The sequence below is a fragment of the Rhizobium acidisoli genome (assembly GCF_002531755.2).
GTDB lineage: Bacteria > Pseudomonadota > Alphaproteobacteria > Rhizobiales > Rhizobiaceae > Rhizobium > Rhizobium acidisoli.
In genome coordinates, this window is record NZ_CP034998.1 from 1,903,481 (window position 1) to 1,926,566 (window position 23,086).

19 protein-coding genes are annotated in these 23,086 nt (G+C 61.7%); 8 read left to right on the plus strand and 11 right to left on the minus strand.

The window, feature by feature from the left end:
* Positions 1-10 precede the first annotated feature (10 nt).
* The 4 genes from gcvH (at position 11) to CO657_RS09510 (ending at position 5,073) form a co-directional block, all read left to right on the plus strand.
* Positions 11-373, plus strand: a complete 363-nt coding sequence (gcvH, locus tag CO657_RS09495) for a glycine cleavage system protein GcvH (protein ID WP_003586285.1) — start codon at positions 11-13, stop codon at positions 371-373.
* The gene (gene gcvP, locus CO657_RS09500) at positions 373-3,237 is read left to right on the plus strand and encodes an aminomethyl-transferring glycine dehydrogenase (protein WP_054183069.1); all 2,865 of its coding nucleotides are present in this window, start codon (positions 373-375) and stop codon (positions 3,235-3,237) included. The genes gcvH and gcvP overlap by 1 nt, the downstream gene beginning before the upstream one ends.
* A 362-nt stretch (positions 3,238-3,599) precedes the next feature.
* Positions 3,600-4,637: a glycoside hydrolase family 25 protein gene (locus CO657_RS09505; protein ID WP_003586283.1), complete on the plus strand. Its 1,038-nt coding sequence runs from the start codon at positions 3,600-3,602 to the stop codon at positions 4,635-4,637.
* A 130-nt stretch (positions 4,638-4,767) separates the two neighbouring features.
* Positions 4,768-5,073 (plus strand): flagellar basal body rod C-terminal domain-containing protein, encoded by a 306-nt coding sequence (locus CO657_RS09510; protein WP_010066077.1) that lies wholly within the window; start codon positions 4,768-4,770, stop codon positions 5,071-5,073.
* Between the two features lie 58 nt (positions 5,074-5,131).
* Here the strand turns inward: CO657_RS09510 and sufA are convergent, their stop codons facing one another.
* The 8 genes from sufA to CO657_RS09550 all read right to left on the minus strand — a co-directional run bounded on the left by sufA (position 5,132) and on the right by CO657_RS09550 (position 12,474).
* Positions 5,132-5,524: a Fe-S cluster assembly scaffold SufA gene (gene sufA / locus CO657_RS09515; protein ID WP_003586280.1), complete on the minus strand. Its 393-nt coding sequence runs from the start codon at positions 5,522-5,524 to the stop codon at positions 5,132-5,134.
* A 92-nt stretch (positions 5,525-5,616) separates the two neighbouring features.
* Complete coding sequence (locus CO657_RS09520; RefSeq protein WP_003586279.1) at positions 5,617-5,997, minus strand: SUF system Fe-S cluster assembly protein; 381 nt, start codon at positions 5,995-5,997, stop codon at positions 5,617-5,619.
* Positions 5,998-6,009: 12 nt separating this feature from the next.
* Positions 6,010-7,251, minus strand: a complete 1,242-nt coding sequence (locus tag CO657_RS09525) for a cysteine desulfurase (RefSeq protein WP_054183068.1) — start codon at positions 7,249-7,251, stop codon at positions 6,010-6,012.
* Positions 7,252-7,263: 12 nt separating this feature from the next.
* Entirely contained in the window at positions 7,264-8,538 is a 1,275-nt protein-coding gene (sufD, locus tag CO657_RS09530; protein ID WP_054183067.1) for a Fe-S cluster assembly protein SufD, read from the minus strand.
* A gap of 24 nt (positions 8,539-8,562) precedes the next feature.
* Positions 8,563-9,318 (minus strand): Fe-S cluster assembly ATPase SufC, encoded by a 756-nt coding sequence (gene sufC / locus CO657_RS09535; RefSeq protein ID WP_054183128.1) that lies wholly within the window; start codon positions 9,316-9,318, stop codon positions 8,563-8,565.
* 80 nt (positions 9,319-9,398) lie between these two features.
* Entirely contained in the window at positions 9,399-9,644 is a 246-nt protein-coding gene (locus CO657_RS09540) for a hypothetical protein (protein ID WP_003586275.1), read from the minus strand.
* 1 nt (position 9,645) lies between these two features.
* The gene (gene sufB, locus CO657_RS09545; protein WP_054183066.1) at positions 9,646-11,115 is read right to left on the minus strand and encodes a Fe-S cluster assembly protein SufB; all 1,470 of its coding nucleotides are present in this window, start codon (positions 11,113-11,115) and stop codon (positions 9,646-9,648) included.
* 192 nt (positions 11,116-11,307) lie between these two features.
* Positions 11,308-12,474 (minus strand): cysteine desulfurase family protein, encoded by a 1,167-nt coding sequence (locus CO657_RS09550; protein WP_054183065.1) that lies wholly within the window; start codon positions 12,472-12,474, stop codon positions 11,308-11,310.
* A 216-nt stretch (positions 12,475-12,690) separates the two neighbouring features.
* Here CO657_RS09550 and CO657_RS09555 point away from each other — a divergent pair, with 216 nt between their 5' ends.
* On the plus strand, positions 12,691-13,368 hold the full coding sequence (locus CO657_RS09555; RefSeq protein ID WP_003568896.1) for an alpha/beta hydrolase: 678 nt from the start codon (positions 12,691-12,693) through the stop codon (positions 13,366-13,368).
* Positions 13,369-13,508: 140 nt separating this feature from the next.
* Positions 13,509-14,684 carry an acyltransferase family protein gene (locus CO657_RS09560; protein ID WP_054183064.1) on the plus strand — a complete coding sequence of 392 codons (1,176 nt, stop codon included), beginning with the start codon at positions 13,509-13,511 and terminating at the stop codon, positions 14,682-14,684.
* A gap of 67 nt (positions 14,685-14,751) precedes the next feature.
* Here the strand turns inward: CO657_RS09560 and CO657_RS09565 are convergent, their stop codons facing one another.
* Positions 14,752-15,870 carry an anhydro-N-acetylmuramic acid kinase gene (locus CO657_RS09565; RefSeq protein WP_054183063.1) on the minus strand — a complete coding sequence of 373 codons (1,119 nt, stop codon included), beginning with the start codon at positions 15,868-15,870 and terminating at the stop codon, positions 14,752-14,754.
* Between the two features lie 131 nt (positions 15,871-16,001).
* Between CO657_RS09565 and tyrS the strand changes: the two genes are divergently transcribed.
* Positions 16,002-17,258: a tyrosine--tRNA ligase gene (gene tyrS, locus CO657_RS09570; protein WP_054183062.1), complete on the plus strand. Its 1,257-nt coding sequence runs from the start codon at positions 16,002-16,004 to the stop codon at positions 17,256-17,258.
* 82 nt (positions 17,259-17,340) lie between these two features.
* Here the strand turns inward: tyrS and CO657_RS09575 are convergent, their stop codons facing one another.
* Positions 17,341-17,622, minus strand: coding sequence for a hypothetical protein (locus CO657_RS09575; protein WP_054183127.1), 282 nt, complete (start codon positions 17,620-17,622; stop codon positions 17,341-17,343).
* A gap of 201 nt (positions 17,623-17,823) precedes the next feature.
* Here CO657_RS09575 and CO657_RS09580 point away from each other — a divergent pair, with 201 nt between their 5' ends.
* Entirely contained in the window at positions 17,824-19,485 is a 1,662-nt protein-coding gene (locus CO657_RS09580; protein WP_054183061.1) for an alpha-amylase family protein, read from the plus strand.
* A gap of 116 nt (positions 19,486-19,601) precedes the next feature.
* Here CO657_RS09580 and CO657_RS09585 read toward each other — a convergent pair whose 3' ends face one another.
* Positions 19,602-23,003 (minus strand): YhdP family protein, encoded by a 3,402-nt coding sequence (locus CO657_RS09585; protein ID WP_054183060.1) that lies wholly within the window; start codon positions 23,001-23,003, stop codon positions 19,602-19,604.
* Positions 23,004-23,086: the final 83 nt, after the last annotated feature.

The window sequence follows — 23,086 nt, forward strand, 5'->3', positions numbered from 1 at the left end:
AGGACGAACAATGCTGAAATTTACCGAAGAACACGAATGGCTGCAGATCGAAGGCGGCGTTGCAACGGTTGGTATCACCAATTATGCCGTCGAGCAGCTCGGCGACCTGGTTTTCGTCGAACTGCCGGAAGTCGGTGCGACCTTCTCCAAGAACGGCAATGCCGCGACCGTCGAATCCGTCAAGGCCGCTTCCGACGTCTATTGTCCGCTCGACGGCGAGATCACCGAGGTCAATCCGGCAATCGTTGCCGATCCGTCGCTGGTCAATTCCGATCCTCAAGGCGCCGGCTGGTTCTTCAAGCTGAAGCTTGCCAATCCCGCGGACGCCGACGGCCTGCTCGACGAGGCCGCCTATAAGGAGCTCACCGCGTAATGACGACGCCGACCGAATTCCAATTCACCGACTATCAGCCTTACGATTTTGCCAATCGCCGTCATATCGGCCCTTCGCCGGCCGAGATGACCGATATGCTGAAGGTGATCGGCTATAACAGCCTCGACGGGCTGATCGACGCGACGCTGCCGCCCGCCATCCGCCAGAAGGCGCCGCTCGTCTGGGGCGCGCCGATGACCGAGCGCGAGGCGCTCGACAAGCTGCGCGAGACCGCCAACAAGAACAAGGTGCTGGTCTCGCTGATCGGCCAGGGTTACTACGGCACGATCACGCCGCCGGTCATCCAGCGCAACATCCTGGAGAATCCCGCCTGGTATACGGCCTATACGCCCTACCAGCCGGAGATCAGCCAAGGCCGCCTGGAAGCGCTCTTGAACTACCAGACCATGGTTTGCGACCTTACCGGTCTCGACGTCGCCAACGCCTCGCTGCTCGACGAGGCGACCGCGGCTGCCGAAGGCATGGCGATCGCCGAGCGCGTCGCCAAGTCGAAGGCTAAAGCCTTCTTTGTCGATGCCGACTGCCATCCGCAGACCATTGCCTTGATCCGCACCCGTGCCGAGCCGCTCGGCTGGAGCGTCATCGTCGGCAATCCCTTCACCGATCTCGATCCTGTCGACGTCTTCGGCGCGATCTTCCAATATCCCGGCACGCATGGTCACATCAATGATTTCACCGGCCTGATCGCCCGCCTGCACCAGGCCGGCGCCATATCGATCGTCGCCGCCGACATCCTGGCGCTGACGCTGTTGAAATCGCCCGGCGAAATGGGTGCCGATATCGCCGTCGGCTCCTCGCAGCGTTTCGGCGTGCCGGTTGGCTACGGTGGCCCGCACGCGGCCTATATGGCGGTCAAGGATGCCATCAAGCGCTCCATGCCCGGCCGTCTCGTCGGCGTTTCCGTCGATGCCCGCGGCAACCGCGCCTATCGCCTGTCGCTGCAGACTCGCGAACAGCATATTCGCCGCGAAAAGGCGACGTCGAACATCTGCACCGCCCAGGTGCTGCTGGCCGTCATGGCCTCGATGTATGCGGTCTTCCATGGTCCCGAGGGCATCAAGGCGATCGCCCAGCAGGTGCACCAGAAGGCCGTGCTGATGGCCAAGGGCCTGGAAAAGCTCGGCTATAAGGTCGAGCCGGAAAGCTTCTTCGACACGATCACCGTCGATGTCGGCCACATGCAGGGCCTCATCCTGCGCGCCGCCGTCGCCGAAGGCGTCAATCTGCGCAAGGTCGGCGACACCCAGATCGGCATCAGCCTTGACGAACGCACGCGGCCGGCGACGCTTGAAGCCGTCTGGCGCGCCTTCGGCGGCAATTTCAAGATTGCCGATTTCGAGCCTTCCTACCGGCTGCCGAAGGGTCTGCTCAGGACCAGCAATTACCTCACGCATCCGATCTTCCACATGAACCGTGCCGAAAGCGAGATGACGCGTTACATCCGCCGGCTCTCCGACAGGGATCTGGCGCTCGACCGCTCGATGATCCCGCTCGGTTCCTGCACGATGAAGCTCAATGCGACGGCGGAAATGCTGCCGATCACCTGGCCGGAATTTTCCGACATTCATCCCTTCGTGCCGGCGGACCAGGCGCTCGGATACCGCGAGATGATCGACGACCTGATCGAAAAGCTCTGCGCCGTCACCGGCTACGACGCCTTCTCCATGCAGCCGAATTCCGGCGCGCAGGGCGAATATGCCGGCCTGCTGACGATCCGCAACTTCCATATCGCCAACGGCGAAGGTCATCGCGACGTCTGCCTGATCCCGACCTCGGCGCATGGCACCAACCCGGCCTCGGCCCAGATGGTCGGCATGAAGGTGGTCGTCGTCAAGGTGCGCGAAAACGGCGACATCGATCTCGACGATTTCCGCGCCAAGGCCGAGGAGCATGCGGCAAACCTCTCCTGCTGCATGATCACCTACCCTTCGACGCACGGCGTCTTCGAGGAGACCGTCAAGGAAATCTGCGATCTGGTGCACGCCAATGGCGGCCAGGTCTATCTCGACGGCGCCAACATGAACGCCATGGTCGGCCTGTCCCGGCCCGGTGACATCGGCTCCGACGTGTCCCACCTCAACCTGCACAAGACCTTCTGCATCCCGCATGGCGGCGGCGGCCCCGGCATGGGCCCGATCGGCGTCAAGGCGCATCTGGCGCCTCACCTGCCCGGCCATCCCGAAACCGACGGCCGTCCCGGCGCGGTTTCGGCTGCAGCCTTCGGCTCGGCCTCGATCCTGCCGATCTCCTGGAGCTATTGCCTGATGATGGGCGGCGAAGGGCTGACGCAGGCAACCAAGGTGGCGATCCTCAACGCCAACTACATCGCCACCCGGCTGAAGGGAGCCTATGACGTGCTCTATAAGTCGAAGAGCGGCCGCGTCGCGCATGAATGCATCATCGACACCCGTCCGCTGGTCGACAGCGCCGGCGTCACCGTCGACGACGTCGCCAAGCGCCTGATCGACTGCGGCTTCCATGCACCCACCATGAGCTGGCCGGTGGCCGGCACGCTTATGATCGAACCGACGGAAAGCGAAACCAAGGCCGAACTCGACCGCTTCTGCGAGGCGATGCTGGCAATCCGCGAGGAAGCCCGCGCCATCGAAGACGGCCCCATGGACAAGGTGAACAATCCGCTGAAGAACGCCCCGCACACGGTGGAAGATCTCGTCGGCGAATGGGACCGGCCCTATAGCCGCGAACAGGCCTGCTTCCCACCCGGCGCCTTCCGCGTCGACAAGTACTGGTCCCCAGTCAACCGCGTCGACAATGTCTACGGTGACCGCAACCTGATCTGCACCTGCCCGCCGGTGGAAAGCTATGCGGAAGCAGCAGAGTAACCCGCTGTCCGGTTCGTAACCAGTTCTGCCCCTCACCCTAACCCTCTCCCCGTCTTACGGGGAGAGGGGACGTGCCTTGCGAAAGCTTAGCGAGGAACGGAGAGGTCGCGGCAAATCCCCTTCTCCCCGTCAGACGGGGAGAAGGTGGCGGCAGCCGGATGAGGGGCAACCTCGCCGACTAGCAAGGGCTACTCGCAGGCGCTCTCAATGCATGGCCGGCGCCGAACTCGGCTCTGCCCGTATCGAGGCAGTGAGTTCAAATTTAACCTTTCTTAGCAAGTCTCTGTTAGCAATTGAAAATGGGCGGTTTTTCCTTAGCGGGGATGTTGCCGTCGACCTTTTTGTTTTGCGTGCAGGTTCTCATGCGTCCATCGGCTTTGCCAGCAATCCTCCTTGCCGCCCTGATCCTGTCGGGATGCGCCGCCAGTTCCGGCGCCGAAGATGTGCTGGGCAACGTGCCGTCGCCGGAGACGACCAATGCGATCACCAAACCGAACGGCCCGATTCCGGCCGCCGCCGTTGGCGACACGGCACAGACAAGCGCGCCACAGGAAGCGTTGAGTTGGACCGGGCCGGTTCCCGAACCTGAGGCGCTCGTGCCCGCCGACAGGCCGGTCGGCATGCCGATGCCGACGGAAAGACCGGTGGCGATGCTGATGCCCGCCAACCCGGACGCCGATCCCGATGCCAGCAGGAAATCGCCGTCTCGCGGACAGATTTACGGCCACCGCTTCCGCGACGCCAAGCCGATCAATTTTGGTTCCACTTCGCCGAGAAAGCTCGCCGTGCACGGCGTCGACGTATCGCGCTGGCAGGGCGAAATCGACTGGGAGACTTTGAGGAAGCAAGGCGCGAACTTCGTCTACATCAAAGCGACGGACGGCGGCGATCACCTCGATCCGATGTTCAAGAAGAACTGGCGCCGGGCCAAGGAAGCCGGCCTGAAACACGGCGCCTATCACTTCTTCTACTGGTGCCGGACGGCCGGCGAACAGGCAGACTGGTTCATCCGCAACGTACCGAGGGAAGCAAACGCGCTTCCGCCCGTCATCGACGTCGAATGGAATGGCGAATCGAGCTGCAAGCGGCGCATTTCCCCCGCCCGCGTCCGGGAAAAGATGCAGGTCTTCATGGACAAGCTGGAGCGCTACTACGGTCAGCGCCCGATCATCTACACCGCGCCGGATTTCTACCGCGACAATTTGAAGGGCCAGATGCTCGACTATCCCTTCTGGCTGCGCTCGGTCGCCGCCCACCCCTCCAAGGTCTATCCGGGCCGCAAATGGCTCTTCTGGCAATATTCCGGCTCCGGCCTTTCCGAAGGTGTCGAAGGCAAGATCGATCTCAACGTCTTCAACGGCAATGAAAGCGATTGGCACGACTGGGTGGCGTCGCGATAGCGAAGCTGGTTCCGTGCCAATCCGGAACAGGCAGGACGCACTCCTGTAGGTCTTTGCTAAGGCAATGCCTTCAGCATTCTCTAAATCCTTGCAGATAAAAGACGATTATCCAGTTCTGGGGAAACGGCTGATGAGCATATCCGGCATCACGAACACCGCCCTTTCGGGAATGCGGGCGCAGACGACGCGGATCGGCGCGATCGCCAACAACGTCGCAAACAGCAGCACATCAGGTTACGCCAGGCTGAACACCAGCCTCACCTCCGTTGCATCAGGCGGAGTCCAGGCGACCGTCAGCCCGACGGCGTCGGACGTCGACCCGGCCACAGAACTCACCGACCTGCTCGAAGCCGAACAGAGCTACAAGGCGAACGCCGTAGTCTTCGAGACCGGCGCCGACATGTGGGAAATGCTGATGAGCATCAAGCGCGATTAAGCGCTCTTTCGCAACGCTACGCGGCCACTGATGTAGCGCCGGTGGCCGTTTTAACGGCTCAAGAATGCGCCGGCTCACTCTGGCGCTGTGCGGCAAGGGCCGCGAGATCGGCGGGCTTCAGCTCGACGGATTCGCCGCAGCCGCAGGCCGATGTCTGGTTCGGGTTGGTGAAGGTGAAGCCGGAGCGCAGCGTCGTCTGCTCGAAGCCCATTTCGGTGCCGAGCAGATAGAGCACGGCTGACGGTTCGACCCAGACCCTGGCGCCGTCGCGCTCGATCAGATCGTCCTTGGCATTGGGCTCGGTCACCAGGTCGATGGTATATTCCATCCCGGCGCAGCCGCCCTTCTTGATTCCGACGCGAACACCCTTGGCCTCCGGGCCGGAATTCTCGACGATCGCCTTGACGCGGGCCGCGGCCCCGTCCGTCATGCTCATCACTGCAAAGCCCATCGGCCCATTCTCCTTCCACAACCGGGGTCAAGATCCGGTGCTTCATGATTCAAAATGTAGTCGCCCGAGGTAAACGGATCAATACCGGCGCATTAATACCAGCCGATCGCGACCTGCGCCTCCTCGGACATACGGTCCGGGGTCCACGGTGGATCGAAGGTCATTTCGACCTCGACGCCCGACACGCCCTCGACGGCGCCGACGGCATTTTCAACCCAGCCCGGCATCTCGCCGGCAACCGGGCAGCCAGGCGCGGTCAAGGTCATCATGATCTTCACCATCCGGTCGTCCTCGATGTCGATCTTGTAGATCAGACCGAGTTCGAAGATGTCGGCCGGAATTTCCGGATCGTAGACGGTCTTCAGCGCGCTGATGACGTCGTCGCTGAGCCGCGCCAGCTCATCGGCCGGAATGCTGGAATGCACGATGCCTTCGCGCACGTCGATCTTCTGTTCGCTTTCGTCCAGGCTCATCACGGACACTCCTCAAGCAAAGAACTTGCGCGCATATTCAAGCGCATCGGCCAGGGCATCGACCTCGGCGCGGGTATTGTACATGCCGAAGGATGCACGGCATGTGGAGGTGACGCCGAAGCGTTTCAAGAGCGGCATGGCGCAATGCGTGCCGGCTCGCACCGCAACGCCCTGCCGGTCGATCACCATCGAGACGTCATGGGCATGGATGCCGGCAAGCTCGAAGGAAAAGATGCTGCCCTTGTCGGGCGCCGTTCCGAAGACGCGCAGCGAATTGACCGTTTTCAGCCGTTCCACAGCGTAAGCGGCAAGATCGGCCTCATGCCGGGCGATCGCCTCGCGGCCGACCTTCTCCATATAGTCGAGCGCGTAGCCGAGCCCGATCGCCTGGACGATCGGCGGCGTGCCGGCCTCGAAGCGGTGCGGCGGATCATTGTAGGTGACCGCGTCCTCGGCAACTTCGAAAATCATCTCGCCGCCGCCCTGGAAGGGGCGCATTTGGGAAAGCCGCTCCTTCTTGCCGTAAAGCACGCCGATGCCCGACGGGCCGTAGAGCTTGTGGCCGGTCATCACATACCAGTCGCAATCGATATCCTGCACGTCGACAGGCAGATGCACGGCGCCCTGGCTGCCGTCGATCAGCACCGGGATGCCGCGCTCATGCGCAATCCGGCAAACTTCCTTGACGGGAACGATCGTGCCGAGCGCATTCGACATATGGGTGATGGCGACGAGCTTGGTGCGCTCCGTCAGGCTCTTCTCGAAACCCTCGATATGGAAGGCGCCCTCGTCGTCGACCGGCACCCAGACGAGTTTGGCACCCTGCCGCTCACGGATGAAGTGCCAGGGCACGATGTTGGAATGATGCTCCATGATCGTCAGGACGATCTCGTCGCCCTCGCCGATCTCGGGCATGCCCCAGCCATAGGCGACGGTGTTGATCGCTTCCGTTGAATTCTTGGTGAAGACGATGTCGTTGACCGAAGGAGCGTTGAGGAAACGGCGCACCTTCTCGCGCGCCGCCTCATAGGCATCCGTCGCAGCATTGGAGAGATAGTGCAGGCCGCGATGCACATTGGCATATTCATGGGCGTAGGCGTGCGAGATGGCGTCGATCACCACCTGCGGCTTCTGTGCCGAGGCGCCGTTGTCGAGATAGACCAGCGGCTTGCCGTGCACCTTCTCCGCCAGGATCGGAAAATCCCGGCGGATGGCGTCGACATCGTATGGCGTGGCCGGCACGATCTTGTCCATTGCTATATCCGATCAGGCGTGCTTTTCGAGCCAGGCCGAAATCACGCCTTCCAGCGCTTCGACCAGGGCCTCGTCTTCCAGTTCCTCGACGATCTCGGCGACAAAAGCGTTGACGAGCATCGCCCGCGCCTTGTTCTCCGGAATGCCGCGCGCCATCATGTAATAGAGATGATTGGCGTCGATATCGGTCACCGTCGCCCCATGGCCGCACTGCACGTCGTCGGCGAAGATTTCGAGCTCAGGCTTGACCGAGAATTCGGCATCGTCGGACATCAGAAGCGTGTTGCAGGCCATTTTGGCATCGGTCTTCTGCGCATCGGGCGCCACCCGGATCATGCCCTGGAAAACACCCTTGGCGCGGTCGAAGACGACATTGCGGATCACTTCGGTCGAGCCGGTGTGCGGCACGTCGTGGCCGAGCACCATCGTCACGTCGGTATGGCTGTCGGCGCCGAGCAAGTTGATCCCGCGCAGCGTCAGATCGGCGCCCTCGCCCGTCACCTTGATATGCAGCTCCTGGCGCACCAGCTTGCCGCCGGCATTGATGACGAACAGGCGAAGCTTGGCGTCGGCACCGAGATCGATGCGGATCTGGCCGAGATGCGTATCCTCGACCCCGTGCTGCTGCAGGATGATCCAGGTCAGCTCCGAGCCCTCGCCGACAGTGATGTCACTGACGTGGGACACGAGCGCCGGATCGCCGGTCACCGCAAGATGACGCTCGATCACCGTCGCTTTGACGCCGGAGGCAAAGGCAACAGGAAGACGCGTATGTGTCTGCCCGCCGGCATGGACGAACTGGATTTCGAGCGGAGCGTCAAGCTCGGTATCGGCAGGCACGTCGACGACATAACCGTCGCGCACGAAGCTGCCATTGATGCGGCCGACCGCATCGTCGCTGCCGAGCGCATCGAGCCCGTCCGCGGCAGAGCCGTCGAGCAGATGCTCGCTATAGGCCGAAACGCCAAGACCGTCGGCGGCAGCCTTCTGGTTGGCATGGCCCTGGATCACCGCCAGCACTGTGGAGCCGTCAACGAGCGGCTCAAGCGCGTCGGAGCCGGCGTCACCGACCTGCGGCGGCAAGGTGCGCAGCAGGTTTTTCAGATCGGTGTAATGCCAGGCTTCGATGCGGCGCGTCGGCAAGCCGGCCTTCTTCAGATCATCGAGAAGCCGGTCGCGCAGCGCCGTCACCGCGCCATTGCCCGGCAGATCGCCGATCTGATGGTTGAAAGCCTCGATCAGCGCCGTTTCGGCCGCAGTAAGGCGGCTCGTCGTCTGCATGTTCATGGACGTCGTCCTTTCCACCCGAGATCAGGCCGCCGCGCCGATGATGTCGGCATAACCATTGGCTTCCAGCTCATGCGCCAGCGTCTTGTCGCCAGACTTGATCACCTGGCCCTTGTAGAGCACGTGGACGGTATCCGGCACGATATAGTCGAGCAGGCGCTGGTAGTGGGTGATGACGACGACGGCGCGATCAGGCGAACGCAGTGCGTTGACACCATCGGCAACGATCTTCAGCGCGTCGATGTCGAGGCCGGAATCGGTTTCGTCGAGCACGCAGAGCTTCGGCTCCAGCAGCGCCATCTGCAGGATCTCGGCCCGCTTCTTCTCGCCGCCGGAAAAGCCGACATTGAGCGGCCGCTTCAGCATCTCGGTGTTGATCTGCAGTTTGCCGGCGGCATCCTTGACGCGGCGCATGAAATCCGGCGTCGTCAGCTCGTCCTCGCCCCGCGCCTTGCGCTGCTCGTTCATCGCCACCTTCAGGAACTGCATGGTGGCGACACCCGGAATTTCCACAGGATACTGGAAGGCGAGGAAGACACCCTTGGCGGCGCGTTCGGCCGGATCGAGCTCAAGAATGCTCTCGCCATTATAGAGAATGTCGCCCTCGGTGACTTCGTAGTCGTTGCGGCCGGACAGCACGTAGGAGAGCGTCGACTTGCCGGAGCCGTTCGGCCCCATGATCGCGGCCACTTCGCCGGCCTTCACCGTCAGGTTCAGGCCACGGATGATCTCGGTGCCGTCTTCGGCAATACGGGCATGGAGGTTTCTGATTTCAAGCATCTTTGGTTCCTGCGTTTTCTCTGCGTAGCTCATCGGAGCCTCGCGTAATTTCTAAGGACATCGACATGTTGTGCTCGGCGCTATCGCCCCAAAAAACGGAAAACGCGGAAAACCGCGACCGTTACGAGCCAAACCCATTCGAGAAATTCCGGGATCCCCTGAATGATCTCTCCCGGTTTTTCCATGCGCTGCCGGAGAAACACATAAGGCCGCTCCGGCGGCGTTTCCGTCTCGTTTCTTTGCTCGCGGGGGCGAATTTTCGCCAATATCTCCCCGCGCATATTCTCCAGACGTTCAAGAATACGCTTCTTGTCCGCCTCGCTCATGTCAGCCCACCGAGCCCTCAAGCGAAATGCTGATCAGCTTCTGCGCCTCGACCGCGAATTCCATCGGCAGTTCCTGCAGCACTTCCTTGACGAAGCCGTTGACAATGAGCGCGATCGCCGCTTCTGTCGGGATACCGCGCTGCAGGCAGTAGAACAGCTGGTCCTCGGAGATCTTCGAGGTCGTCGCTTCATGCTCGAACTGCGCCGTCGAGTTCTTCGCCTCGATGTAGGGCACGGTATGGGCGCCGCACTTGTCGCCGATCAACAGCGAGTCGCACTGGGTGAAGTTGCGCGCATTCGAAGCCTTGCGGTGGGCCGAGACCTGGCCGCGATAGGTGTTGTTGGAAACGCCGGCGGCGATGCCCTTGGAGACGATGCGGCTCGACGTGTTCTTGCCGAGATGGATCATCTTGGTGCCGCTGTCGATCTGCTGATGGCCGTTGGAGACCGCGATCGAATAGAACTCGCCGCGGCTGTCGTCGCCGCGCAGAATGCAGGATGGATATTTCCAGGTGATCGCCGAGCCGGTTTCGACCTGCGTCCACGAGATCTTCGACCGGTCGCCGCGGCAATCGCCGCGCTTGGTGACGAAGTTGTAGATACCGCCCTTGCCTTCCTTATCGCCCGGATACCAGTTCTGGACGGTGGAATATTTGATCTCGGCATCGTCGAGCGCAACGAGCTCGACCACCGCGGCATGCAGCTGGTTTTCGTCGCGCTGCGGCGCTGTGCAGCCTTCGAGATAGGAGACGTAGGCGCCCTCTTCCGCGATGATCAGCGTGCGCTCGAACTGGCCGGTGCCCTTCTCGTTGATGCGGAAATAGGTGGAAAGCTCCATCGGGCAGCGAACGCCCTTCGGCACGAAGACGAAGGAACCGTCGGTGAAGACAGCCGAATTCAGCGTCGCGTAATAATTGTCCGAGGTCGGCACGACCGAGCCGAGATATTTCCGGACGAGATCGGGATATTCGCGGACCGCTTCCGAGATCGACATGAAGATTACGCCGGCCTTCTTCAGCTCGGCCTTGAAGGTGGTGACGACCGAGACGCTGTCGAAGACGGCGTCGACGGCGATCTTCGGCTTCTCGACGCCGGCCAGGATCTCCTGCTCACGCAGCGGGATGCCGAGCTTCTCATAGACCTTGAGCAGTTCCGGATCGACCTCGTCGAGCGACTTCGGACCCGGCGTGCTCTTCGGCGCGGCGTAATAATAGATGTCGTTGAAATCGATCTTCGGATAGTCGACGCGCGCCCAGGTCGGCTCTTCCAGCGTCAGCCAGCGGCGATAGGCCTCGAGGCGCCATTCCAGCATCCATTCCGGCTCCTGCTTCTTGGCCGAAATGAAACGGATGATGTCCTCGGACAGGCCTTTCGGCGCCTTGTCCATTTCGATAACGGTCTCGAAACCGTATTTGTACTGGTCGACATCGATCAGGCGGACCTGGTCGATCGTTTCCTGCACGGCAGCCATTTCATTCTCCAATCTCGCCGGATCCAAGGTCCGGCAGCTTGTAGCGCATGGGCAATTCTCTTGCCCCTGATGTCGGGCAATTCCTTGCCCTTGATATCGGGCAAATTCCTGCCCTTGATGTAAGAGGCCAAAAGGGACTTTTCAGCCCGGTTGGCAAGCAGAAATTTGCGTTTCCGCAAGTTTATGACGCGGTCAGGCCGCCTCGCCCGCCGACCTGCGCCGGCAGGCGATCTTTGCAAAAGCGCCAATCGCCCGGTCGATATCCTCTTCCGTCGTCGAAAAACCGAGCGAGATGCGTAAGCCGCCGAGCTTGGTATCGCGCCCCATTGCCGTCAGCACGTGGCTTTCGCCGAGCCGGCCGGATGAGCAGGCCGAGCCCGCCGAAAGCGCTACACCTTCGAGATCGAAGGCGATTTGCCCGGTTTCGGCCTTCAGCCCCGGCAGGGTGAAGAAGATCGTGTTGGCGACACGCTCGCCGCCTTCGCCGTGGATCACCACATCGGTTGCCGCCTGACGCATGCCGGCTTCCAGCCGCTCGCGAAGCGCGCCGATCGCCGCATTGCGTGCCTCGAGTTCGTCGGCCGCGGCTTCCGCCGCCGCGCCGAAGCCGATCAGCGCCAGTGAATTCTGTGTCCCCGACCGGTGACCTCGCTCCTGGCCGCCACCCTGGATCAGTGGCCGCGGCATCAGCGCCTCGCCGCGGGCAATCAGCGCGCCGGCGCCCTTCGGCCCGCCGATCTTGTGCGAGGAAACGATCATGAAATCGGCGCCGATCCTGCCGATGTCGAGCCCGATACGGGCGGCCGCCTGAACGGCATCGACGACGAGCAGCCCACCATGAGCGTGGACGATCTTTGCCGCCGCCTCCACAGGCTGGACGATACCGGTCTCGTTGTTGACGAGCATGATGGCGACCATCGGCAGGCCGGCGGCCTTGTCATGCGCATCAAGCAGCGTGCCCAGCGCATTGAGATCGACGATGCCGGCTGACGTGACCGGGATCTCGGTCATCTTCTCTCTGGCGAAGCGGCCGCCTTCGCGCACCGCCGGATGCTCGATTGCCGAGAAGTAGAGGCGGCCGAGCTGAAGCGGCGTGCGGCCCATGCGGAAATCCGGTGTCAGCACCAGATTGGCGGCCTCGGTGGCGCCGCTGGTAAAAATCACATTGCCGGCGTCGGTGCCGACCAGCGCCGCCACTTTGCGCCGTGCACATTCGATTGCGGCGCGGGCGGCACGGCCTTCGCCGTGAACGGAATTCGGATTGCCGAATATGTCGATGGCGCGCATGATCGCCTCGCGGGCTGCAGGGTGCAGCGGCGCTGTGGCATTCCAGTCGAGATAAAGGCGTGGCGGCGCCATGATCTTCAGTCCTGCGCTTGACGAGCTTGCTTCAGCACCCGCGGTTCATTTTTCTTGAAATTTCCGCCGGGCTTGCCTTATGACACATTCACGATGCGTGGATCGCCATGCAAGTTTCGAATTGTTCTAAACTGCGTTTTAGAAAAGCTGACAACACTAGTCAAGTCATGTTGTCGTCCGACGCAGCGCGAACGCGAAATAAAACCCGGAGTACCAATGCCCGAAGTTATTTTCAACGGCCCAGCCGGCCGTCTTGAAGGCCGCTACCAGCCCTCCAAGGAAAAAAGCGCGCCCATCGCCCTGATTCTGCATCCGCATCCGCAGTTCGGCGGCACGATGAACAATCAGATCGTCTACCAGCTCTTCTACATGTTCCAGAAGCGCGGGTTCACGACGCTGCGCTTCAATTTCCGGGGCATCGGCCGCAGCCAGGGCGAATTCGACCACGGCGCCGGCGAACTTTCGGATGCCGCCTCGGCGCTCGACTGGGTGCAGAGCCTGCACCCTGATTCGAAGACCTGTTGGGTCGCCGGTTATTCCTTCGGTTCCTGGATCGGCATGCAGCTCTTGATGCGCCGGCCGGAGATCGAAGGCTTCATGTCGATTGCCCCGCAGCCGAACACTTACGACTTCTCCTTCCTGGCGCCCTGCCCCTCCTCCGGCCTGATCATCAACGGCGAGGCTGACAAGGTAGCGCCGGAAAAGGACGTCAACGGCCTTGTGGAGAAGCTGAAGACCCAGAAGGGCATTCTGATTACCCACCGCACCGTTTCCAACGCCAACCACTTCTTCAACGGCCAGGTGGAAACGCTGATGGGCGAATGCGAGGACTACCTCGATCGCCGCCTGAACGGCGAGTTGGTGCCGGAGCCGGCCGCCAAGCGGATCCGCTGACCTCATAGCGCCGAAACCATCTCGCTCGGCACGATCCAGGTCGCTTGGGTCGATTGTGCCGGAACAGATCACCTACCGTGTTGCAATCTATATTGCAGTGCGGTAGGTTCCTCGCGATCCTAACTAAAGCGAGGTCCGCAATGACCAAGTCGTTCGGGGAAGTCCTGGATAAGTATAGGGGTATCGGTCCGGGGTTCGACTTTCTTCGAATTGGGCTCGCCTTTTCTATCGTATTGACCCATTCCTTTTTGCTGACAAGGAATGATGCCTTCATCAGAGGCTCGGTATTCTGGTTTACCGAATACGCTCTTGTTCCGATGTTTTTCGCATTGAGCGGATTTCTGATCGCCGGCAGCGCCCAGCGCCTGAGCCTGCGGAATTTCCTGATCAATCGCGGCTTGCGCATCGTCCCGGCATTGGCCGTCGATATCGTCGTTTGTTCGCTGATCATCGGGCCGATCATCACGGTCGTCTATCACGCCGACTATTTTACCGATCCGCGATTTTTCAAATACTTCCTGAATATCGTCGGCTGGATCCATTACGAGCTGCCGGGTGTCTTCCAGGACAATCCCAGCCAGCGTGTCAACGGCGCGCTCTGGACGGTTCCCTGGGAAATCTTCTGCTACATCATCATGTCGTTCCTGATGGTCACCGCCATTGTGAAGACGCGCTACAAGCTGCTCGCCGTGACGGCCGCCTATATCGTCCTCGGCCTGATCGTGCAGAAGATGCCCTATCTGTTCCCAGGCTCGATCAAGCCGATCGCGCGCTTCCTGTTCATGAGCCGGGGTTCGCAGCTGATAACGGCGTTCATGATGGGCATCGTCGCTTTTCAGTTCAAAGCGGTCATTCCGCATTCCCGCTGGCTATTTGCCGCCGCCTGCCTGGTTTGCATCGTCGCCATTGTCACGCTCGACAGCCGCGCAGTGGAGTCGGTGATCAACCGGCCGCTCGTCATCACTTCCCTTGTCTATATCACCGTCTTCATCGGTCTGTCGGAAGTGCCCATTCCCGCCTTTTTCAGGAAAGGCGACTATTCCTACGGCGTCTACCTCTACCACGATCCGTTCTTGCAGATCTGGATCAGCTCGTTCCCCACGGTCTTTCTCTATCCGAAATATGGCGCACTGGCGCTCTATCTCGTCGGCCTGCCCTCGGCCCTCGCCGTCGCGGTGCTGTCCTGGCATTTCATCGAGAAGCCGATCCTCGGCCTTCGCAAGAAGTTCTCGTTCATCGCCCAGGTCAGAGGCGTCGAGGATGGCAATCAGGCTGGGCGTGGATCCAATGTCCGGCCAGTCGCCATAAAGAGTTAGGGCTTTGCCGGCCGCATGGTCGTGACTGAGGAAACTGGGTCGCGTCGTCTCAGGATGATACCATCGCTCATGGCCTTGCCAGCATCCCGCCGCTGACGGGGGCGCCGACCCCCGTCGTGCCGGGAAATGTCAATGGCAACCCGTCCAGCGAGCGGACGGCGAGATAGGCCCAGGCCTCGGCCTCCATTGCGTCGCCATCGAAGCCGGCCTGCTCGGCGGTCAATACATGCGATCCCAGCGCTTCGGCCATGGCCGAAAACTCCGCCATCACAGTGGCGTTCAGCCGCCCGCCGCCGCAGACGATATAGGTCGACGGGCTCTCGGGCAGGAAACCGGCGGATTTGACGATCGCGGCGGCAGCGACATGCGCGAGCGTCCGGGCGCCGTCTTCGAGGCTCGCTTCGCCGTCCCGAAGCGGCGCGAAATCGCCGCGATCGAGCGAGCGGCGAACATTGCCGCGGAAGAATGGGTTATCAAGATAACGCTCCGCCAGGGCGGCCACGACCTTGCCGCGTCCGGCGATCTCGCCGCCGGGATCGTAGGTTCTGCCGGTCTGCATCTCCACCCACTGGTCGATCAGCGTATTGCCCGGGCCGCTGTCGAAGGCCGATATCCGTCCGTCCGTGCCGATGAAGGTCAGATTGGAGATGCCGCCGATATTGACGAAACAGACAGCCTGCCCGGCCTGCTGAAATTTTCCGGCAAGTGCAGCATGATAGGCCGGCACCAGCGGCGCGCCCTGGCCGCCATGAACCATATCGTTGGCGCGCATGTCATAGACCACCGGTATGCCGGTTCGGCGCGCCAATTCTTCGCCGTCGCCGATCTGGATCGTCAGCCCTTCGTCGGGCCGGTGAAGCACGGTCTGGCCATGGAAGCCGAGAACATCGACGGCATCGGCAGCAAGCCCGAAACGCTCCAGGAATGCCGTAACGGCAATTGCATGCCGTCGGGTCAATTCAAGCTCGATGTCGCGAAGTTCAGCGGGGCGGCCGTTCCTGTCGGTCAGCGGCCGCGCCAGTTCCAGCGCCCGTTTCAGCCGCCCGCGGAAATCGGCCTCGTAGGGCACGCCCAGGAACGGCCCGCGCTCGATGAAGCCGCGGCCGTCGGTCTTGATCAGCGCCACGTCGATTCCATCCATCGACGTGCCGCTCATCAGGCCGATCGCGGTTCTGATGACATCCATCAGGCTTGCCTCCCATGCGATTCCCGGATGCACTTTTATAAAAACAGTGCTAAACGCGCCGCGACAGATCAACAACAACGAACTTGCGCGAAGCCATATGGGTCAAGCGCAGACACCAAGAGACGAAAGCCATGTCCGAGTTCAAGTCCGATTTCCTCCGCACGCTGAAAGAGCGCGGCTTCATTCATCAGGTCTCCGATGAACGCGGCCTCGACGATATGTTCGCCAAGGAAACCGTGACGGCCTATATCGGCTACGACCCGACGGCATCCAGCCTCCATGTCGGCCATCTCACCCAGATCATGATGCTGCACTGGCTGCAGGCGACGGGTCACCGCCCGATTTCGCTGATGGGCGGCGGCACCGGCATGGTCGGCGACCCCTCCTTCAAGGAGGAGGCCCGCCAGCTGATGACGATCGACACGATCGAGCAGAATATCGCCTCGATCAAGAACTGCTTCTCGAACTATCTCGACTACGACAAGTCAGGCAATGCCGCGCTGATGATCAACAATGCCGAATGGCTGCGTTCGTTGAATTACCTCGAGTTCCTGCGCGATGTCGGCCGTCATTTCTCGGTCAACCGCATGTTGTCCTTCGACAGCGTGAAGACGCGCCTTGACCGCGAACAGTCGCTGTCCTTCCTGGAATTCAACTACATGATCCTCCAGGCCTACGACTTCGTCGAGCTTGCCAAGCGCTACGAATGCCGTCTGCAGATGGGCGGTTCGGATCAGTGGGGCAATATCGTCAACGGCATCGATCTCGGTCACCGCATGGGGACACAGCAGCTCTACGCGCTGACCTCACCGCTGCTGACGACGTCATCAGGCGCCAAGATGGGCAAGTCGGCATCCGGCGCGGTCTGGCTGAATGCCGACCTGCTCCCCGTCTATGACTTCTGGCAATATTGGCGCAACACCGAGGATGCCGACGTGCCGCGCTTCCTCAAGCTCTTCACCACGCTGCCGATGGATGAAATCGCACGGCTTTCGGCACTCGGCGGCTCGGAGCTGAACGAGGTCAAGAAGATCCTGGCGACCGAAGTTACCGCGATCCTCCACGGCCGTCCGGCCGCCGAGCAGGCCGCGGAAACGGCGCGCAAGACCTTCGAAGAAGGCGGGCTCTCGGAAAACCTGCCGTCGGTCGATATCCCTGCCACCGAACTCGACGGCGGTATCGGCCTGCTCTCGCTGATGGTCCGCGCCGGCCTTGCCGGCTCGAACGGCGAAGCGCGCCGACACGTCCAGGGCGGCGCGGTGCGCATCAACGACGAGGCGGTCAGCGACGAACGCCGTCTGATCGGCAGCAACGAAATCACCGCCGACGGCGTAATCAAGCTCTCGCTCGGTAAAAAGAAGCACATCCTGATCCGCCGCGCTGCGTAAGCGGATTCAGTTCCGAACGGATATAAAAGCCGGCGTCCGCGCCGGCTTTTCTTTATCCAACTCCTGAGTTGGCGGGTAACCCTCACTCAACGCTTGGCCGAGAAATCGCGTCCATTCGTTCAGCCTCCTGGAAGACATAGGGAGGCGGATTGACGCCTGGCGCGCGCGTCACGCGTGACCACCAGCTGATCGAGAAGGTCGGTGGCGTCACCGTCGCGTCGAGAGGAACCGTCAGCACATGGGCGGAACGAATGAGCTCGGTTGGCCTCAGCCGGTCGCTCTTTTCTGCAGAATGCGAAGCCTCGCCAGCTGCGACGGCGATCACCGCGACCGATAGGAAAGAGACTGTCCGAGCGCACTGCATGGCATCCTCCGACATCGCCCCGACCATTATTTGCTGGCCGGAAGCCGCATTACATCAGAATTACCTAAAATAGGCAAAGCATCATTGCCTGACTGGACAGTATAGGTCTGAATCAGCGGATAAGCCGCACGACAATGACCGCTTTATCGGAACCTTTTCCGCCCGCCGGGATTTGCGACCAGATTGAATTGGAGCGCCGGCATGATCAACGACCTCTGGTATAAGAACGCCGTCATCTACTGTCTCTCGGTCGAGACCTTCATGGATGCGAACGGTGACGGCGTCGGTGACTTTCAGGGGCTGATGCGGCGCCTCGATTATCTCTCCGGCCTTGGCGTGACGGCGATCTGGCTGATGCCCTTCCAGACGTCGCCCGGCCGCGACGACGGCTATGATGTTTCCGACTATTACAATGTCGACCCGCGCTACGGTTCGCTCGGCGATTTCGTCGAGTTCACCCATGGCGCCAAGCAGCGCGGTATCCGCGTGCTGATCGACCTGGTGATCAACCACACCTCCAAGGACCATCCCTGGTTTCAAGACGCCAGAAGCGACCCGCACTCACGCTATCGCGACTGGTACGTCTGGTCTGAGAAAAAACCTGCGAATGCCGATCAGGGCATGGTCTTCCCCGGCGTCCAGAAGACCACCTGGACCCATGACGAAAAGGCCAGGGCCTATTATTTTCACCGCTTCTACGACCACCAGCCCGATCTCAACACCTCCAATCCCGAGGTGCAGGCCGAGATCCTCAAGATCATGGGCTTCTGGATCCAGCTCGGCGTCTCCGGCTTCCGGATGGATGCCGCCCCCTTCATCATCGCGACGAAAGGCGCAGACGTTTCCAAGCTCGTCGAGCAGTTCGACATGCTGAGGAAGTTTCGCGAATTCCTGCAATGGCGCCTGGGCGATTCCATTATCCTCGCCGAGGCCAATATCCTGCCGAAGGACAATTTCGAATATTTCGGCGACGACGGCGACCGCATGCAGATGATGTTCAATTTCCAGGTCAATCAGGCACTGTTTTATGCTCTCGCCAGCGCCGATACGCGGCCGCTGAAGAAGGCGATGGAGACGACGAAACCGCGCCCGGCCACCGCCCAATGGGGTCTTTTTCTGCGCAATCACGACGAACTGGATCTCGGCCGGCTGTCGGAAAAGCAGTGCGGCGCGGTCTTTGCCGCTTTCGGACCTGAAAAGGACATGCAGCTTTACGACAGGGGCATTCGCCGTCGGCTGGCGCCGATGCTCGGCGGCGACCGCCGCAGGATCGAGATGGCTTACAGCCTGCTGTTCTCGCTGCCCGGAACACCTGTCATCCGCTACGGCGACGAGATCGGCATGGGCGACAATCTGGCCTTGCCGGAACGCAATTGCGCCCGCACGCCGATGCAGTGGTCGACGGAACCGGAAGGCGGTTTCACCAAGAGTGGAAAGCCTGTCTCGCCTGTCATCAAGGACGGCCCCTACGGTTTCCAGCATGTCAACGTCGCCGAACAGCGGCGCGATCCAAACTCGCTGCTGAACTGGACCGAACGAATGATCCGGATGCGCAAGGAAGCCCCGGAGATCGGCTGGGGCGATTTCTCCGTGGTCGACACGGGTGACGACGGCGTGCTGGCGCTTCGTTACGACTGGCGGGGTAATTCCGTGCTGATCCTGCACAATCTGCATGCGCAGCCGGCAGAAGTGACCTTCGATCCCGATGTCGGCGAAGACGGACGACAGCTGATCGACATCGCCGATGGTGCGAGCAGCGATGCGGACGAGAAAGGCTTTCACACCGTCAGGCTCGATGCCTACGGCTACCGCTGGTATCGCGTCGGCGGCCTCGACTATCTCCTCAGGCGCAAGGAGATTTAATGCATGTCACCCGCAAGTGTGCAGCGGTTCCGGGATAACGACATGCATCAAAACAAAAAACTAAAGCGCGTCGCATGAATCAAGTTTGATGCGACGCGCTTTAGCTTCTCGGCCGCCTATTGGAATTCGAAGATTTGCCGGAAGACACCCGGCGCGATGATCGACAGCGGATTGATCTGCAGGTTCGGATGGTCGAACTTGCCTGTCAGCTTGAAGGTGATGCCGATCAGGCCGCGGTCGCTGCCATTGCCGAGGATGATGCCGATCAGCGGCAGTTCGGCAAACAGCCGGTTGAGACCGTAGGCCGGCATGAAGGTGCCGGTCATGTCCATGTTGCCCTTGCCGTCGCGCACTATGCCCTGGAATGTCGCGCCGATCTGGTCGCCGCGCAACACGCCGTTTTCGATGCCGATCATGCCACCCCGCGAAACGACCCGGGCAAAGCCACGCTGGAAGCGCTGCGACGAGGTGTCGATGTCGCGCTTGACGGCTTCGTTCAGGCTGCGCTGTTCATTTCCGACAGGCGTCGAGACGATCGATTGCAGCCGTTGTTCGTTGACGATCGAGAAACGGCGCACATCGAGCGAACCGTCCCAGCCGCCCTGCGCCGAAAGGCGGATCGCCAGATTGAGCAGGCCGCCCTGCATGTGCTGGTAGAGGTCGGCGAAACGCGAGACTGCGCCGGCATCGCCGCTGGTGATGTTGATGACGCCGCCGTCCTTCATCTGGCTGACCACGGCCTCGCCACTGTCGGTCACGGCCGAAAAGTTCAGCGCCTGCAGTTTGTCGCCGCGCAGTGACACCTGCGCCTGGAAATTGCCGATCTTCTCGTCGTTGAAGCCGATGACGTTTTTCAGCCTGGCGCGCACCGATACGCCGGTGTCGCCGGCATCCCCGTCATCATCGCCATCGCCCGAGCCGGATTTCAACCGCGCGATGACAGGCCGCGCATCGGCGCTGTCGCCGGAGACCGAAACGTCGAAATTGCCCTTGCTGCGCTTCACCGACAGGGCAAAATCGTCAAGCGAGGAGAGTTTGACGCTGTCGAAATCGGCCGAGATCAGCCCTCCTTTGCCGATGTTCATCGAGCCGTTGGCGCCGAAACCGTCGCCCTTCAGCCGGAAATTCTTGATCTGGGTATTGTCGGCCGGGCCCGATGTTTCGAATTCGGCCGAAGCTGCAATGCCGCTGCCCTTCGACCAGCCGATCCACGGCAGGTCGAGCTGCGACTTGGTGAGATCGAGCTGCACATCCTGCCGGTCGTCGTCGATCCGCGTCAGCACCATCTTGACGCTGCCGCCGATGATGCCGGAAAGGCCGGGTATCAGCTTGTTGCGCTGCTCCTCGGAAAGCGTCGCGGTGATCACCCGCTGCCGCTTCGCGCTGTCGGACGCCTCGACCGGCTCAGTAAGATCGATATCGGCCGGCACGCCGTCGATCTGGGCCTTGGCGTCGAGGGTGATCTGTTTCGGATTGCCGTTCAGCGTCCCGTCGAGATTGCTGATCGTGCGGCCGGAAAACGGCTTGGCAAGATCGATATCGGTGAGCTTCATCGCCGCCGTCCATTCGGCCGGCGGCGGATTTTGCGAGGAGAGCAGGCCGAAATGCGCCTTCACATTCGCCTCGATCCGCCCCTTGAGATCGTCTGGCGTAAAGCCGGCGCGCTGCAGCACCCGGATCGGCCGGTAGGTCAGAAGCTCGCCGACGGCATCGGCTGTCCCGGAAATCGCCAGATCGATATCGGCCATCAGCGGCTTGTCGTAGGTGGCGGGTAGGGTGAACGTCCCCTGCCCGAGGCCGACGGACCGGCCGGAGGGGAAAAACGACGTGCCGCTCTTGATCGCGATCGTCGCAACCGGGCCGGTCAGGTCGAAATGGGCGGCCATGTCGCGAACCGGCGGAATGTCGCCGGCGATGTTCATCCGCGCATCCGCGATGTCGAAGCCGATGCGAATCTGGTTGGCGTCGAGCTTCAATCCCTTGCCGCCGGCCGCCTCGTCCAGCCTGCCGAAGGGAATGAAGACCGAGATGGCGGCGTTGGTGACGGTGCCGCCGAAGAGGTTGCCGTGCACCCAGGTGCGCACCTTGGGCGCCATCCAGAACGGCCAGAGCTGCTTGATCGCCGTCGTCTGCAACTGTGCCGACTGGCCGGCAAAGCTGATCTCCGGTGATTTGCTCCCGAGCTTGACGTGCAGTGCCCCATATAGCGCGCCGAGCGGGCTGGAGACGGTCATGTTGGGAAACAGGAATTCCCGCCCGGCGACCAGGTAGCGGCCCGTCGCCTGGATGTCGAAAGAAAGCGGCTGCTCGCCGGAGCCGCCGGGCGCTGCCGAGCCGCCGCTGACCAGAAGATCGATGCCGAAGCCCTTGCCGGCCTGCGGGTCGAGCTTGTCGAGATCGATCAGCGCGCCGTTGATCGGAACCATGGTCGCGCCGAAGCGGGCGTTCGACCGGGCGATTTCGAGCGTCAGCTTGGCGAAATCATAAACGAGGTTGATCTGCCCGCCCGACAGTTCCTGCGGATCGCCGTCGGCATAGATCTGGCCCGGATCGATGTCGACGGTCGCCGCAAGTGCCGGCTGCACGCCATCGCGTTCCCTGGTGGCCGATACCGTCAAATCGGCAAAGGCGCTGAGCCCCTGCCGGATCGCGCCCTGATCGTTGCGTTTCAGCGCAAAGGGCGTGAGGTCGGCATGCTTGAGCGTCGCCACCACCTTCGACACGTGGCCGGCTTCCTTCTCGGCCAGCACCTCGAGCTCGGCCACCTCGCCGTTCAGCGCCACTTCGCCGGTCAACTGCAGCGAGGATGGGCCGGCATGGGCAAAGACGAGATCGTCGACGACCAGCGACAGCGGACCGTTGGCGGTGTCGGCAAGCTTGATGTTGATGCCGGAGATGCGCACGGAACTGGTCGAGCCGCGCGTGACGACACTGTCGAACATGTCGAACTGCGAGAAGATCTTCTCCATCGCTGCCGGCATGGCGTCGATGCGCAGATCGTCGAGCGTCAAAGGATTGCCGGAGGGCAGCAGCGCGGTATCGAGGGCGATATCGTCGGCTTCGATGTCTGTGACGGCGATGCGGCCGCGGAAAAGCTGCAGCGGATCGAGCCCCAGCCGCACCGAACCCGTCGTCGACAGGTGCTGGCCGCTCTGCTCGTCGATCATGTTGACGTTGCGCGCTTCCAGCGCCAGCCGGAAATCCGAGGTGAAGCGGATGACGGTGGAGCCGACCTCGGCGCGGTAGCGCGGTCCGGCCACGCCGTTCAAGGCCGCCTGCGCCTGCTGCGACAGCGGCTTGTCGAACATGCCGCTCTCGACGGTGAAGACTATTGCGGCGAGGATAAGCAGAATCACCCCCAGAAATCCGGCCGTCAGCTTCGCAGTGCGCCGCATAGGCGAACGCGGCGGCGGGCAATAGACGATGATCGGATCCTCGGCCTGGGCGGACGGCAAGCGGTCCAGCGCAACGATATCCTTCTTGCGAAACGTGACCTTTTCGCCGCGGATGGCTGACATGCGCCTTCGGGCTCTCCCTTTAAGTGAAGAATTGAACCCGGCATGCTGGACGGGTTTCCGTCCACTATATAATTCGGGGAGAG

Bases quoted from the DNA above. Each gene is read 5' to 3' on its own strand.
- gcvH (WP_003586285.1), top strand. From the start codon at position 11: ATGCTGAAATTTACCGAAGAACACGAATGGCTGCAGATCGAAGGCGGC.
- gcvP (WP_054183069.1), top strand. From the start codon at position 373: ATGACGACGCCGACCGAATTCCAATTCACCGACTATCAGCCTTACGAT.
- CO657_RS09505 (WP_003586283.1), top strand. From the start codon at position 3,600: ATGCGTCCATCGGCTTTGCCAGCAATCCTCCTTGCCGCCCTGATCCTG.
- CO657_RS09510 (WP_010066077.1), top strand. From the start codon at position 4,768: ATGAGCATATCCGGCATCACGAACACCGCCCTTTCGGGAATGCGGGCG.
- sufA (WP_003586280.1), bottom strand. From the start codon at position 5,524: ATGGGCTTTGCAGTGATGAGCATGACGGACGGGGCCGCGGCCCGCGTC.
- CO657_RS09520 (WP_003586279.1), bottom strand. From the start codon at position 5,997: ATGAGCCTGGACGAAAGCGAACAGAAGATCGACGTGCGCGAAGGCATC.
- CO657_RS09525 (WP_054183068.1), bottom strand. From the start codon at position 7,251: ATGGACAAGATCGTGCCGGCCACGCCATACGATGTCGACGCCATCCGC.
- sufD (WP_054183067.1), bottom strand. From the start codon at position 8,538: ATGAACATGCAGACGACGAGCCGCCTTACTGCGGCCGAAACGGCGCTG.
- sufC (WP_054183128.1), bottom strand. From the start codon at position 9,318: ATGCTTGAAATCAGAAACCTCCATGCCCGTATTGCCGAAGACGGCACC.
- CO657_RS09540 (WP_003586275.1), bottom strand. From the start codon at position 9,644: ATGAGCGAGGCGGACAAGAAGCGTATTCTTGAACGTCTGGAGAATATG.
- sufB (WP_054183066.1), bottom strand. From the start codon at position 11,115: ATGGCTGCCGTGCAGGAAACGATCGACCAGGTCCGCCTGATCGATGTC.
- CO657_RS09550 (WP_054183065.1), bottom strand. From the start codon at position 12,474: ATGGCGCCGCCACGCCTTTATCTCGACTGGAATGCCACAGCGCCGCTG.
- CO657_RS09555 (WP_003568896.1), top strand. From the start codon at position 12,691: ATGCCCGAAGTTATTTTCAACGGCCCAGCCGGCCGTCTTGAAGGCCGC.
- CO657_RS09560 (WP_054183064.1), top strand. From the start codon at position 13,509: ATGACCAAGTCGTTCGGGGAAGTCCTGGATAAGTATAGGGGTATCGGT.
- CO657_RS09565 (WP_054183063.1), bottom strand. From the start codon at position 15,870: ATGGATGTCATCAGAACCGCGATCGGCCTGATGAGCGGCACGTCGATG.
- tyrS (WP_054183062.1), top strand. From the start codon at position 16,002: ATGTCCGAGTTCAAGTCCGATTTCCTCCGCACGCTGAAAGAGCGCGGC.
- CO657_RS09575 (WP_054183127.1), bottom strand. From the start codon at position 17,622: ATGCAGTGCGCTCGGACAGTCTCTTTCCTATCGGTCGCGGTGATCGCC.
- CO657_RS09580 (WP_054183061.1), top strand. From the start codon at position 17,824: ATGATCAACGACCTCTGGTATAAGAACGCCGTCATCTACTGTCTCTCG.
- CO657_RS09585 (WP_054183060.1), bottom strand. From the start codon at position 23,003: ATGTCAGCCATCCGCGGCGAAAAGGTCACGTTTCGCAAGAAGGATATC.